Consider the following 13,180-nt stretch of genomic DNA (forward strand, 5'->3'; position numbering starts at 1 on the left):
TTCTTATCGGAGCATTATAGGCGCACATCGACAGGAAGGTCGCGAGATGGGCAACGGGCGCGAGAACGAACCGAGACGGGTATTACTTAAGCTTTCAGGTGAGGCGTTCGGCGCCGGAAAAGTCGGCGTTGACACCCAAGTGGTTCGTAGAGTCGCCCAAGAGATTCATCAAGCGGTGGAGCAGGGCGTGCAGGTGGCCATTGTGGTCGGCGGCGGTAACTTCTTCAGAGGAGCCGAACTGCAGCAAGCCGGTATTGAGCGTACACGCGGCGATTACATGGGCATGCTGGGCACAGTGATGAACTGCTTGGCGTTGCAGGACTTCCTCGAGCAGGAAGGGCAGGCCACTCGCGTACAGACCGCCATCACCATGGGGCAGGTCGCAGAACCGTACATTCCGCTGAAAGCCATCCGCCACTTGGAAAAAGGTCGCGTCGTCATCTTCGGAGCAGGTGCAGGTATGCCATACTTCTCCACCGACACAGTCTCCATCCAGCGTTCCCTTGAGATTCACTGCAACGCGGTGCTGATGGGCAAGAACGGTGTGGATGGCGTGTATACCGCAGACCCTCGCAAAGACAGCAACGCCAAGCGTTTCACCAAACTGAGCTATAAGCGTGCCATCGTTGACAATTTGGCAGTTATGGACGCTGCGGCGCTTTCCATGGCGCGAGACAATGATCAGCGTATTCGAGTGTTCGGGCTCGAAGAGAGCGGCAATGTCACACGAGCGCTGGTGGGAGAGCCGATCGGCACGCTGGTGTCCAACGAAGAGTCGGAACTTGCGGAATAAACTAGATTTATAGATATAATAAATATATGCATAAATAGTAAGTAATCGTGGTGTTGCATCTTGCAGCGCCATCAAAGACGTTCCGGGCGCACGGCGTTCGCAGACATAGATATTAAGGAGAACCCATGGCAAGCATGGTAGATCAGGCCAAGGCACAGATGGAGAAGTCGGTGGAGGCCACCAAGGAGAACTTCGCAGGCATCCGCACCGGGCGAGCCAACCCGGCATTGCTGAACGGATTGATGGTGGACTATTATGGCGCCCCCACACCGATTAAGGCTGTGGCATCCATCGGTGTGCCCGAGCCTCGCACGCTTTCCGTCACGCCGTTTGATGGCTCGCAGGCAGGTGCGGTAGAGAAGGCCATTCGTGATTCTGATTTGGGTGTCAGCCCTCGTCGTGACGGCAACGTCATTCACGTCACCATGCCGGAGCCGACTGAAGACCGACGCAAGGAATATGTCAAGCTCGCCAAGACCAAGGCTGAGGATGGCAAGGTAGCGGTGCGCAATATCCGCCGTAAGACCAAGGAAACCATCGACAAGTCTGTCAAAGACGGCGACATGGGCGAGGACGAGGGCGATCGCTTGCTTAAGGATCTGGACAAGGTTACCAAGCAGATCAGCGATTCCATCGACCAGCTGCTCGATTCGAAGCAGCAGGAGATTATGGAAGTCTGATTCGCTGGGTGGAGTGGAAGCTATAAGGAAATGTCCCAAGTGAACGAGTCAGGACAGAACAGTTCGGCTGCCAGGGATCGTACTGGCGGTAGTGTTGAAACCGCGGTTGAGGGAATCAACGAGAAGGCTGGGCGGAATATGCCTCAGGCGGTGCTCACCGCTGTGGTGCTTATCGCCATCATCGTCGCTTGTTTGCTGGTGCGCATTGACCTTTTCGTGCTGCTCATCATCGTATTCATGACGCTCGGTCTGTGGGAATTGCGTGTTGATTTGGCAGTGCTGGGGCTTCACATTCCGGTAGTAGTGCTGTGGGTGTGCTCGGCGGGTACGTTGCTTGCCACCTACTACGTGCCCGATCATGTGCTGGGTGCGGTCTCAGGTGTGATGGTTACGCTGTTGGCCACCGTAATCGCAGCTTCGCGACCACGTCGTGTGGGGCAACGTCTGGCTAAAGCAGTTGCCGGCAAGTCACGTTCCGGAGATGCTACGAATACTGCCGCGACTGATTCGTACACAACTCACACACAGGCCTCGGCTGGAGTGCTGAGTAATGTGTCGGTTTCCGCTTTCATTGTGCTGTATATCACCGCGCTGGCCTCCTGCATTATCCTCCCGCTGACATATAACGGTCACCCGGTGGCGCATGCGATTATGCTGATTTTCCTACCGGCTCTGAGCGACACCGGCGGTCTGTTCGCCGGCGCTTGGCTTGGCAAGCATAAACTGTCCCCGCGAATCTCCCCGCATAAGTCCGTCGAAGGGTTGATCGGCTCCATTGTGTTCGCCATGGTGGGTGCTTTTGCCGTGTTTGCTTTTACATACCCGGCGCAGTGGGCGCAGCGCTGGTGGGTGCCGGTGCTGATCGGGGTGATGGTCGGCGTGGTAGGCACGTTCGGAGACCTGTGTGCTTCCATGCTCAAGCGTGATATGGGTATCAAAGACATGGGCCATCTGCTCAAGGGGCACGGCGGGGTCATTGACCGCGTCGACTCGATTCTGCTGTGCGCTCCGTTCCTTGCACTGCTGCTGTGGTGCGTTGGCATGTAGTTATTCATGCTACGGCTTGGCCGTCTTGTTGTTCAATGAGCAATCGCTTGTCGACGACCGTTGCCGAACTCAATACATCGTACGATAACATTCGTTTATTTCTGTGATGGGATTACTGTGACTGATTCACTGGCGCATAACGCTTCATGCAAGCAAAGAACCAAGGCGGGCGAGCATATCACCGGTCATTCGGATGAGCCGGAAACCGGTATCACCCAAGGGGGTACCAAAGGCGCGTTCCGCGACGTGCTGGCCAAGAACCATGCTCGGCGCGGCAAACCTCCCGTGCATTTCGTAGACATGACCGAGGAAGAACGTGTAGAGACCGCACAGCGTCTCGGCCTGCCGAAGTTCCGTGTCAAGCAGCTTGCCAACCATTATTTCAGCCACTTCGATACCGAGGCGGAAAGCTTCACTGACTTTCCCGCCTCGAAGCGAGAGGAAGCCAAACAGGCCTTCTTCCCGACGCTCATCACCGAGGTGACCCGTCAAGTTGCCGATGAGGGCATGACGGTGAAAACGCTGTGGGAACTGTTCGACGGCTCACGTATCGAATCAGTGCTCATGCGCTATCCGAACCGCGCCACGCTGTGCATCTCCAGCCAGGTGGGCTGTGGCATGGATTGCCCATTCTGCGCTACCGGGCGTCTGGGACTGACACGCAATATGTCGGCCGGCGAGATTCTTGAACAGGTGCGCGTGGCGGCCAAAGCCATGGCCGAGGGAGACATTGCCGGCGGACCTGGGCGTTTGAGCAACGTGGTGTTCATGGGCATGGGCGAGCCGATGGGCAACTATAAGGCGGTCATGAAGGCTGTGCGGCAGATCAGCGCCGCCGCCCCAGAGGGCTTTGGTATTTCGGCACGCAACATCACGGTTTCCACTGTGGGAGTGGTGCCCGGCATCAAGAAACTGACACAGGAGGGCATTCCGTTGCGCTTGGCAGTGTCGCTGCACGCTCCAAGTGACAAGCTGCGCGACGAGCTGGTACCGATGAACCAACGGTTTGACACCACAAAAGTGCTTGACGCCGCCCATGATTACTATTTGGCGTCAAAGAGGCGTGTAAGCATCGAATATGCGCTCATGCGCGGTATCAACGACCAGGCCGAGCATGCGGAACTGCTGGCCAAGCGTTTGAACCACTACGGCGACAATTGGGCGCATGTCAACCCTATTCCGCTCAACCCGATCGAAGGTTCCAAATGGACAGCGTCCAAGCCTGAGGATGAGCAGCGGTTCCTCGATATTCTGCATCAACGGGGCATTACCGCTACCTTGAGAGATACGCGCGGTTCCGACATAGACGGTGCATGTGGTCAGCTCGCCGCCAAAACCATTCACGTAGCATAAACAGTAGTAATGCTTGACGCAGCTCCGTTGGCCTGTGTGTGGGAAACTGCATAGTTCGTCATGCCGTGCGATGGATGTTGGAATATTCTCCCAAAGACCAATCTTCCGGTGTTGTGTAAGCCATGCGTCTGGCATGTGAAACGCATGGCATGAATGCAACCTCGATGGCATATACTGGATAGCGTATTTTCGAGCGAGCGCAAACCGGAGAACATCATGACAGTAGCAGTGCGTGTCATTCCTTGCCTGGACGTCGACGACGGCCGCGTGGTCAAAGGCGTTCACTTTGAGCATCTACGCGATGCCGGAGATCCGGTGGAGCTTGCCTCGCGCTATTACGAGGAGGGCGCCGACGAACTTACGTTCCTCGATGTGACCGCCTCCAGCAGCAAGCGAAGAACGATGTTCGACGTAGTGGAGCGCACCGCTGGTCAGCTTTTCATCCCGCTCACTGTTGGTGGCGGCGTGCGCAGTAGCGAAGATGTGGATGCATTATTGCGCTGCGGAGCCGACAAGGTGAGTGTGAACACCGCTGCCATCAATCATCCCGAGCTTATCAGCGATGTGGCTCGTCGGTTTGGCAACCAAGTGCTGGTACTGTCTGTGGATGCCCGTCGTGAGCGTGGGGAGCAACGTACCGAGTCGGGGTTCGAGGTGACCACTATGGGCGGTCGCCAGTCCACAGGCATTGATGCAGTGCAATGGGCTCGTAAAGCACAGGAGCTTGGTGTGGGCGAGATTCTGCTGAATTCCATGGACGCCGACGGCACGCAGGATGGTTTTGATATCCCGATGATTTCGGCTGTTCGCCGCGCTGTGACGGTGCCGCTCATTGCCAGCGGTGGAGCCGGCAAGCTGGAGGATTTTCCGCCTGCCATTGAGGCTGGTGCCGATGCGGTGTTAGCGGCCTCGGTGTTTCACTATGGCAAGTTGACTATTGGGCAGGTCAAACAAACGTTGCGTGCGCATGGGCATACGGTTCGCTGACCGGCAATATCGCCGCGCGGTGGATCGAAGGCATATGAACTACAGGGAGCGAAGGAGCAATAGTGGGTGAAGAGCAGACTGGGCAGGTGCTTGTCGGCGGTGGCAATCGACTCGATGAGTCAATCGCTTCGCGACTCAAGCGTGACAGTGCGGGCTTGGTCGCTGCCGTTGTTCAGCAGTATGACTCGCGAGAGGTGCTGATGGTGGGATACATGAACGATGAGGCGTTGCGCCGTACGTTATCCAGTGGTCGTGTCACGTTCTGGTCCCGTTCTCGTCAGGAGTATTGGCGCAAGGGAGATACGTCCGGGCATGCGCAGTACGTTAAACGTGTCTCTTTGGACTGTGACGGTGACGCGCTGTTGATTGAGGTCGATCAGGTCGGTGCAGCGTGCCACACCGGTGCGCGATCGTGTTTTGTGGCCGGGGGAGAACTTCCTGCTATGGTTGGAGAGAGACCGGATTAAAACACTATATATGCATCAAAATCTATGAAATTTCTTAAATCAGTTTCATTTTATGGATGTAATAAGGTACCATGTATGAACAAGAGAAATTTATGAGGAGGGGAATATGAACGATTGCAGCGTTGCACACCTTGAATGGGGCGATACATGGCCTTCACGGGACGGGTTTCATGATCTGGCCGAACAGCAGTATCGCATCGTACCTGTGGTACGTAAATTACTTGCAGATTCGCTCACACCGGTGGGTCTGTATGAGAGGCTTGGTCAAGGGCGCAGCGGTTCGTTCATCCTCGAATCTGCAGATGTAGCGGGAACGTGGAACCGGTACAGTTTTATCGGTGTGCGTTCCATCGCGCAATTACGCTCGAACAGCGGTCAAGCGCACTGGCTAGGCGAGGTGCCACTAGGGGTGCCGCAGCATGGCGACGCTGTGGACGTGGCCAAGCGGACATTAGATATACTGACCTCACCCAAGATAGAGGGATTGCCGAATTTGACTGGAGGACTGGTCGGTTCGGTGGGATGGGATGCCATGCGCCACTGGGAGCCGGCTACTGCCGGTGATGCACCAGATGAGACAGGTCAGCCGGAGCTTGCACTGGCGTTGGCTACCGATATGGCGGTGGTCGATCACGCCACAGGCACATTGTGGCTCATTGCCAACGCGGTCAATTTTGACAATCAGTCTACGCGAGAGAGTGAGGCATATCAGGATGCGTTGCACCGTCTGGACGACATGCAGCGTTTAGCTGCCACGCCTGCATGCGGTGAGGCGCAGGTCAATGTACTTGATTCTTCCGTGCCACAGCCACAACTGGAGTTCCGCACCGAGCGGGACGAATTCGAGCGTCAGGTGGAAGAGGCCAAACGCCATGTGGTAGATGGCGATGTGTTCCAAGTGGTGATTTCGCAACGATTGGAAGTGGATTCTCCGGCCGATCCGTTCGACGTATACCGGGTGTTGCGCACCATCAACCCCAGCCCTTACATGTATTTCTTTGCCCTTACCGCAGTGGACGGCAGTGTGTTCAACATTGTCGGATCCAGCCCCGAGACGCTCATCAAAGTAGAGGACCGTGAGGTGATGACATTCCCCATTGCCGGATCTCGCCCTCGTGGCGCTACGGTGGAAGAGGACGAGCGGCTTGTCGAAGAACTGCTTGCCGATGACAAGGAACGCAGCGAGCATATTATGCTCGTGGACTTGTCCCGCAACGATCTGAGCCGTGTGTGCGAACCAAGTAGTGTGGCTGTGGTGTCTCTGATGGACGTTGAGCGGTTCAGCAACATTACCCATCTATGCTCCACTGTTACCGGTACGCTGCGCGATGAGGTGAATGCATTCTCCGCATTCATGTCGGCGTTCCCTGCAGGCACTCTTTCCGGAGCGCCGAAGACTCGTGCCGTGCAGATCATTGACGAGTTGGAACCTGCCGACCGGGGTATTTATGGCGGCACCATAGGATACTTCGATTTTGCCGGGAATATGGATATGGCCATCGCCATTCGTACGGCGTTCCTGCGTAACCATCGGGCATACGTACAGTCCGGAGCCGGTATCGTGCTGGATTCGGTACCGGCGTCGGAATGGCAGGAAAGCCGAAACAAAGCAGCGGCGAGTGTCAAAGCGATACAAGTCGCGGCACAGTTGCGCACTGTGGAATCGACACCGCACGCATAATGCCGCATTGTGGTCATTGCCCTACTTCGGGCGGCGGTTGAGGCTATGCTGAGAGCCAAGAAGGAGGCAGCTATGTCAGTACTCGACGAATTGACGGCAGGAGCCGTTGAAGACATGCACGAACGTGAACAGCACACTCCGCTGGAAACGTTACAACAGCTGGCGCATCAGGCGCCGACACCTATCGATGCCGCGCGATGGCTCCGCCGCAACGACGGTATCCCCGTCATCGCCGAGATCAAGCGTGCCTCGCCTTCCAAAGGCCATTTGGGAGACATTCCCGATCCGGCCGCACTGGCAAAAGAGTATGAGCGTGGTGGAGCCTCGGCTATTTCAGTGCTCACCGAAGGTCGCAAATTCCTCGGATCGCTTGAAGACTTTGATCAGGTGCGTGCCGCCGTGCATATTCCCGTGTTGCGCAAAGACTTCATTACCACCGAATATCAAGTATGGGAATCTCGCGCCCACGGCGCCGACATGATTCTGCTCATCGTTGCCGCACTGGACGATGAGACACTGCGTGAACTGCTGCAATTGGCACAACATTTGGGTATGACCGTACTGGTAGAAGCCCACACTCGGGAAGAGATCGAGCGAGCGGTGGCTGCCGGTGCGGATGTCATAGGCATCAATGCGCGCAATCTCAAGGATTTGAGCGTTGACGTTGGCAAGTACACCGAACTGGCCGAAAATCTCCCCGATAATGTTATTAAAGTAGCGGAGTCTGGCGTATTCGGAAGTGTGGAGCTCGAGGATTATGCGCGTGCCGGGGCCGATGCCGTACTGGTTGGAGAGGGAGTTGCCACCGCCCAAGACCACACGCTTGCAGTGGAACATCTGGTCGCTGCCGGAGCCAAGGTCAAAGCATCGCAATCCATGCCATTGAGCAAGCACGAGGGACCCTACTTCGGTCGGTTTGGTGGCCGTTACGTGCCTGAGGCACTTATCGGAGCACTCGACGAGCTGAGCGAAACCTATGAGCAGGCTCGGCACGACCCGGCATTCCAAAATGAGTTTGCACGCCTGAGCCGACAGTATGTAGGCCGGCCCTCGCCGCTTACCGAAGCGCCAAGATTCGCTGCACGTCTGAACGAGCGTACCGGAATCAACGCGCGTGTGTTCCTCAAACGTGAAGACTTGAATCACACCGGTGCTCACAAGATCAACAATGCGCTGGGTCAGGCGCTGCTCGTCAAGCGTATGGGCAAAACTCGTGTTATTGCCGAGACCGGAGCCGGACAGCATGGCGTGGCCACCGCGACGGTGTGCGCCATGTTCGGTCTGAAATGCCGCATCTACATGGGGCAGATCGATGCAAGACGCCAGGCTCTCAACGTGGCCCGTATGCGCATGCTGGGCGCCGAAGTGGTCGAGGTGACACAAGGCACCAAGATTTTGAAGGATGCCATCAATGAAGCGCTGCGCGACTGGGTGACCAACGTGGAGGATACTCACTACCTGCTCGGCACTGTGGCAGGGCCGCATCCCTTCCCGTCGATGGTGCGAGATTTCCAGAAAATCATCGGAGAAGAAGCGCAACGCCAGTTGAACGACGACTTCGGCATTGACCACCCAGACGCCATCTGCGCCTGTGTGGGAGGAGGGTCGAACGCCATCGGTGTGATGAACGCTTTCCTCGATGACGAGCGAGTACGCTTGTACGGTTTCGAGGCCGGTGGGCATGGACCTCAATCCGGTGAACATGCCATTCGACTGACTCCAGGCACCGGTCAGCTCGGTCTCTTCCAGGGGACGAAATCCTATCTGCTGGAAAACAGCGAAGGGCAGACCCTCGACACCTACTCCATCTCCGCAGGGCTTGACTACGCATCGGTCGGACCGGAACACGCATGGCTCAAGGAAATCGGTCGCGTCAACTATATGTGGGCCACCGACGATGAAGCCATGAGCGCGTTCAAAGACCTGTGCGAGACCGAAGGCATCATTCCGGCCATCGAGTCCTCTCACGCCGTAGCCGGTGCGTATAAAGCCGCGGCAGACCTGAAGGCCAGGGGGCAGCAGGACCCCAACATCATCATCAACATCTCAGGGCGAGGAGACAAGGACGTGGCCACGGCCGGCAAGTGGTTCGGTTTCCTTACCGATGAACAAAGCCGTGCGTTGGACGCCAATGCGGCCGAGGGAACCTCCGTGTCGCAGGAAAGCGTTCATGAGCAGCCAGACACCCACACTGAAGGGAGCCGATGATCGCGATGATCAATGCAACTTCAACACGCAATACCGCACCCTCTGGTGAGCAATCCACAGGTGTCTCAACGCAAGGCTCCGGTGACGCTTGTTCGCAGGCACCTCAGCCACTCGGCTTTTCCAAGCGTACGAGCGCAACCGCTGCATGCATCGACCAGTGCCTCAACGACGGCCGCCCAGCGTTCATCGGCTATCTGCCCTATGGATTCCCGGATCCGCAGGTCTCGGTGACCGCGTGCGAGACTCTGGCTCGCCATGGTGCCGACATCGTGGAAATCGGTCTGCCGTACACTGACCCGGTGATGGATGGTCCTGTCATTCAAACCGCGTCCAGGGTGGCACTCGAGGCCGGCGAGCGCATAGCCGATGTGTTCAGAGCTGTGGAAGCGGTGGCGAACACCGGCAAGATACCGGTAATTATGGGCTATTGGAATCTCATCTTCCATTATGGCGTCGAACGTTTCGCCGCGGACTTCGAGAATGCCGGGGGAGCTGGGCTGGTCACCCCTGATCTGATCCCTGACGAAGCCGGTGACTGGTTCGAGTCTTCGGAGCGCCATGGTCTGGATCGCATTTTCCTTGTTTCTCCGGACTCCAGCGATGAGAGGCTGCGCACGGTGGCACGTAACCATCGTGGCTTCGTCTATGCCGCATCTCGTATGGGCGTGACCGGCGAGCGTGCCTCGTTGTCGTCAACTCCAGAGCAACTTGTGGCTCGTGTGCGTCAGGCCGGGGCGCAGCACGTGTGTGTTGGTATCGGAGTTTCCAATGCCGAGCAGGCATCCACTGTTGGAGCTTATGCTGATGGTGTAATCGTGGGTTCCGCTCTCGTGCATACCTTGCTAGACGAGTCTGCCACCAAGCCCCTTGATTCAGCCACAGGTTTGCGCGCGTTGGCGGCAAAGACCGAGGAATTGGCGCAAGGCGTGGCGCGGGCACGACGGTAACGTCTTCCTTGCAGACGCTTTTGGAGCAAACGGCGTTCGTTGAGGGGAGTGTAGTATGTCTTCCATGACACAGGCTTACATACCTTCACCGTCGATTTCCCAATTCAATATAGGGCCGTTCACCGTTCGCTTCTACGCATTGTGCATCCTGCTTGGCATCGTACTTGCCGTTTGGACTACCACAGTGCGCTGGAAGCGACTGGGAGGCAGCTTCGACCAGATTCTTGACACCACGTTGGTTGTGGTACCGACCGGCATCGTAGGTGCGCGGCTCTACCACGTCGTTACCACACCGGAGCGCTTCTTCGGGCCCAGTGGCAGTTTCGTTGAGATTTTCAAGATATGGAACGGTGGACTGGGCATTTGGGGAGGTGTGCTGTTCGGAGGCCTAGCCGCGTGGGCTTGGTGCCGGCACAAGCGCTATCCCACGGCACTGCTCGCCGACGCTCTTGCCCCCGGCCTGCTTGTGGCTCAGGCCATAGGGCGACTGGGTAACTGGTTTAACCAAGAACTGTATGGCGCGCCTACCAAACTGCCGTGGGGTCTGAAACTGAACAATGTCGGAACGGCCATCGGCAGTACCGAGCAATGCTATGACGGACAGACCTGCCCGCAAGGAACCTTGTTCCATCCCACGTTCCTGTACGAAATGATTTGGAATCTCATCGGCGCACTCATACTGGTGTGGGTGGGGCGCAAACTCGTCGCCAAACTCAAGGCCGGTTCCCTGTTCACGTTGTACATCATGTGGTACACCGCCGGACGTACATGGATCGAAGCGCTGCGTATCGACTTTGCCCACGAGATTCTGGGAGTACGTGTCAATGTGTGGGTTTCCATATGCGTATTCATCCTCGGTGTCGCCGCTTTTGCAGCTGTGCAGCGCTTGGGAAAGCCTACCTATGAGCTTGCCGAGCGGCTGCGCACCATAACCGAGGCAGAATCTCAGGCCGCTGCACAGGAGCGATCTGGTCAAGCCGTCTGAGAATGAGGAGTGCTTGAGAATGTGTGTTGCTGAAGTTGTTCCACTTGTCGCGTATGCAGCATCTCGGAGCACCGGGCAATAAGGGTTTTCAAGCCGACTGGCCGCAAGCTGGACACATGCCCGCACTCGTCGTTCACCTTGCATAGAATGATTGCTTATGACCATTGCAATTGCACCGAGTATCCTATCTGCCGATTTCTGTAATCTTGAGAGAGACCTCAAGGCCATCGACCATGCCGACATGGTCCATGTTGACGTGATGGACCATCATTTCGTGCCTAACCTCACCCTCGGTGAGCCTATCGTGGAACGCATCTGCCAGGTGACCGACCTGCCGGTGGACGTGCATCTCATGATCGAGGATCCCGACCGCTGGGCACCGGAATACGCCAAGCTGGGTGCCAGCTCTGTCAGCTTCCACATGGGCGCGGTGCATGCGCCGGTGCGTCTGGCCCGCCAGCTGCACGACATGGGATGCAAAGCTTGCTTCGCAGTGCGTCCTGCCGAGCCTGTGGAGCCGATTTTCGACATCCTCGACGAGTTCGACATGATTCTGATCATGACCGTTGAACCAGGATTCGGAGGCCAGAAGTTCTTGGCGAACCAGATGGGCAAGGTTCGCCGTCTGCGCGATGAGATTACCAGGCGTGGCCTTAGCACCCGCATTCAGGTGGACGGTGGCGTAAGCCCAGCCACTGCACAAACGGTCGCCCAAGCAGGTGCGGATGTGCTGGTGGCCGGCTCGGCCGTGTACGGCGCCGAGGACCGCGCTCAGGCAATTGACAGCATTCGAGATCTTGCAGAGCAAGCGTATCAGGCCTAAGCGTACTGCAATTACAAGCGGGAGAGACTTTCATGAAGACGTTTGAATCGTTATTCGCCGAACTCAGCGACAAGGCGCGTACCAAGGACGCATCGTCCAAAACGGTGGCCGAATTGGAGTCGGGCACGCACTTCATCGGCAAGAAAATCGTCGAAGAGGCAGGGGAGACCTGGATTGCAGCCGAATACGAAGGTGCAGACCGCACCGCAGAGGAGATGAGTCAGCTTATCTACCATCTGCAGGTCATGATGATTGATCGAGGCATCACGCTCGAGGACATCTACCGAAACTTGTAGAACATGCCGTAGGTTGCTGCCGGCAGCAGCCGTACAGCGTGCATAAAAGGGGAGAGAAGATACGATGCTGAGAATCGCGGTGCCCAACAAGGGAATGCTGTCCGAACCCGCATGGGATTTGCTCAAAGAGTCCGGGTATGCGCTGCGCAGCAACACCCGCCAGCTGGTGGTGACGGACCGAGAGAACGACGTAGAACTGTTCTACTTGCGTCCGCTTGACATCGCCGTATATGTGGGCCGTGGCGCGGTCGATGTCGGTATCACCGGCAGAGACATGCTCCTCAACTCGGAAACGCGGGCGCAGGAATTCATGGAATTGGGCTTCGGTAACTCCACATTCCGCTTTGCCGCTCCGGAAGATTCGGATATCCGTGATCTCAAGGACATCGACGGCAAGCGTGTGGCTAGCTCGTTCGACAAATTAGTGAGAGACTACCTGCATCAGCACGGTCTGCATGCCGAAATCATTCACTTGGATGGTGCAGTGGAATCGTCTGTGGAGCTTGGCGTGGCCGATCTCATCGCGGATGTGGTCTCCACTGGTACCACTCTGCACAATGCCGGCCTGCGCATCTTCGCCGATCCCATCCTGGAATCGCAAGCCGTGCTCATTCGCTCTCCTCACGCGCAGGACAACCCGGGTCTGGTGACGTTGCAGCGGCGTCTGCAAGGAGTCCTCACCGCGCGCCACTACGTGCTGATGGATTTCGACATTCCTGCAGACAAGGTGAGCGCCGCCGTGCACATCACTCCTGGCTTGGAGAGTCCCACCATCTCCCCATTGCATGACAAGCAGTGGGTGGCCATGCGTGTGATGGTGCCCAAGGCACAAGTGAATCTGCTGATGGACCAGCTGTACGATATTGGTGCCCGCGGTATCATCGTTACGGCACTTCAGGCTTCGAGGATATAG

The 13,180-nt window shown here is 57.0% G+C and carries 13 protein-coding genes; all 13 read left to right on the plus strand.

What is annotated here, in order from left to right:
* Nucleotides 1-46: 46 nt before the first annotated feature.
* The 13 genes from pyrH to hisG all read left to right on the plus strand — a co-directional run bounded on the left by pyrH (nt 47) and on the right by hisG (nt 13,180).
* Nucleotides 47-793 (plus strand): UMP kinase, encoded by a 747-nt coding sequence (gene pyrH, locus AC3B5A_RS01375; protein ID WP_489798225.1) that lies wholly within the window; start codon nt 47-49, stop codon nt 791-793.
* Nucleotides 794-918: 125 nt separating this feature from the next.
* The gene (frr, locus tag AC3B5A_RS01380) at nt 919-1,473 is read left to right on the plus strand and encodes a ribosome recycling factor (protein ID WP_489798227.1); all 555 of its coding nucleotides are present in this window, start codon (nt 919-921) and stop codon (nt 1,471-1,473) included.
* Nucleotides 1,474-1,503: 30 nt separating this feature from the next.
* Nucleotides 1,504-2,520 carry a phosphatidate cytidylyltransferase gene (locus AC3B5A_RS01385; protein WP_489798229.1) on the plus strand — a complete coding sequence of 339 codons (1,017 nt, stop codon included), beginning with the start codon at nt 1,504-1,506 and terminating at the stop codon, nt 2,518-2,520.
* 177 nt (nt 2,521-2,697) lie between these two features.
* Nucleotides 2,698-3,873 (plus strand): dual-specificity RNA methyltransferase RlmN, encoded by a 1,176-nt coding sequence (rlmN, locus tag AC3B5A_RS01390; RefSeq protein ID WP_489798501.1) that lies wholly within the window; start codon nt 2,698-2,700, stop codon nt 3,871-3,873.
* A 216-nt stretch (nt 3,874-4,089) separates the two neighbouring features.
* Nucleotides 4,090-4,860 (plus strand): imidazole glycerol phosphate synthase subunit HisF, encoded by a 771-nt coding sequence (gene hisF, locus AC3B5A_RS01395; RefSeq protein ID WP_489798230.1) that lies wholly within the window; start codon nt 4,090-4,092, stop codon nt 4,858-4,860.
* Nucleotides 4,861-4,946: 86 nt separating this feature from the next.
* Entirely contained in the window at nt 4,947-5,327 is a 381-nt protein-coding gene (gene hisI / locus AC3B5A_RS01400) for a phosphoribosyl-AMP cyclohydrolase (RefSeq protein ID WP_489798503.1), read from the plus strand.
* Nucleotides 5,328-5,433: 106 nt separating this feature from the next.
* Nucleotides 5,434-7,008 (plus strand): anthranilate synthase component I, encoded by a 1,575-nt coding sequence (trpE, locus tag AC3B5A_RS01405; RefSeq protein WP_489798231.1) that lies wholly within the window; start codon nt 5,434-5,436, stop codon nt 7,006-7,008.
* A 72-nt stretch (nt 7,009-7,080) separates the two neighbouring features.
* A complete protein-coding gene (locus AC3B5A_RS01410) occupies nt 7,081-9,216 on the plus strand; it encodes a bifunctional indole-3-glycerol phosphate synthase/tryptophan synthase subunit beta (RefSeq protein WP_489798232.1) in 2,136 nt (711 codons plus the stop codon).
* A gap of 5 nt (nt 9,217-9,221) precedes the next feature.
* Complete coding sequence (gene trpA, locus AC3B5A_RS01415) at nt 9,222-10,163, plus strand: tryptophan synthase subunit alpha (protein WP_489798234.1); 942 nt, start codon at nt 9,222-9,224, stop codon at nt 10,161-10,163.
* A 64-nt stretch (nt 10,164-10,227) separates the two neighbouring features.
* On the plus strand, nt 10,228-11,148 hold the full coding sequence (gene lgt / locus AC3B5A_RS01420; RefSeq protein WP_489798235.1) for a prolipoprotein diacylglyceryl transferase: 921 nt from the start codon (nt 10,228-10,230) through the stop codon (nt 11,146-11,148).
* A 157-nt stretch (nt 11,149-11,305) separates the two neighbouring features.
* Complete coding sequence (rpe, locus tag AC3B5A_RS01425; protein WP_489798237.1) at nt 11,306-11,971, plus strand: ribulose-phosphate 3-epimerase; 666 nt, start codon at nt 11,306-11,308, stop codon at nt 11,969-11,971.
* A gap of 32 nt (nt 11,972-12,003) precedes the next feature.
* Nucleotides 12,004-12,267, plus strand: coding sequence for a phosphoribosyl-ATP diphosphatase (locus AC3B5A_RS01430; RefSeq protein WP_489798239.1), 264 nt, complete (start codon nt 12,004-12,006; stop codon nt 12,265-12,267).
* A 64-nt stretch (nt 12,268-12,331) separates the two neighbouring features.
* On the plus strand, nt 12,332-13,180 hold the full coding sequence (hisG, locus tag AC3B5A_RS01435) for an ATP phosphoribosyltransferase (RefSeq protein WP_489798240.1): 849 nt from the start codon (nt 12,332-12,334) through the stop codon (nt 13,178-13,180).

This window comes from Bifidobacterium sp. ESL1133 (assembly GCF_058107325.1).

What these genes read in the sequence shown, in the direction of transcription:
- lgt (WP_489798235.1), top strand. Translation starts at nt 10,228, where the DNA reads ATGACACAGGCTTACATACCTTCACCGTCGATTTCCCAATTCAATATA.
- trpA (WP_489798234.1), top strand. Translation starts at nt 9,222, where the DNA reads ATGATCAATGCAACTTCAACACGCAATACCGCACCCTCTGGTGAGCAA.
- AC3B5A_RS01410 (WP_489798232.1), top strand. Translation starts at nt 7,081, where the DNA reads ATGTCAGTACTCGACGAATTGACGGCAGGAGCCGTTGAAGACATGCAC.
- AC3B5A_RS01430 (WP_489798239.1), top strand. Translation starts at nt 12,004, where the DNA reads ATGAAGACGTTTGAATCGTTATTCGCCGAACTCAGCGACAAGGCGCGT.
- trpE (WP_489798231.1), top strand. Translation starts at nt 5,434, where the DNA reads ATGAACGATTGCAGCGTTGCACACCTTGAATGGGGCGATACATGGCCT.
- rpe (WP_489798237.1), top strand. Translation starts at nt 11,306, where the DNA reads ATGACCATTGCAATTGCACCGAGTATCCTATCTGCCGATTTCTGTAAT.
- AC3B5A_RS01385 (WP_489798229.1), top strand. Translation starts at nt 1,504, where the DNA reads ATGTCCCAAGTGAACGAGTCAGGACAGAACAGTTCGGCTGCCAGGGAT.
- hisF (WP_489798230.1), top strand. Translation starts at nt 4,090, where the DNA reads ATGACAGTAGCAGTGCGTGTCATTCCTTGCCTGGACGTCGACGACGGC.
- hisG (WP_489798240.1), top strand. Translation starts at nt 12,332, where the DNA reads ATGCTGAGAATCGCGGTGCCCAACAAGGGAATGCTGTCCGAACCCGCA.
- frr (WP_489798227.1), top strand. Translation starts at nt 919, where the DNA reads ATGGCAAGCATGGTAGATCAGGCCAAGGCACAGATGGAGAAGTCGGTG.
- pyrH (WP_489798225.1), top strand. Translation starts at nt 47, where the DNA reads ATGGGCAACGGGCGCGAGAACGAACCGAGACGGGTATTACTTAAGCTT.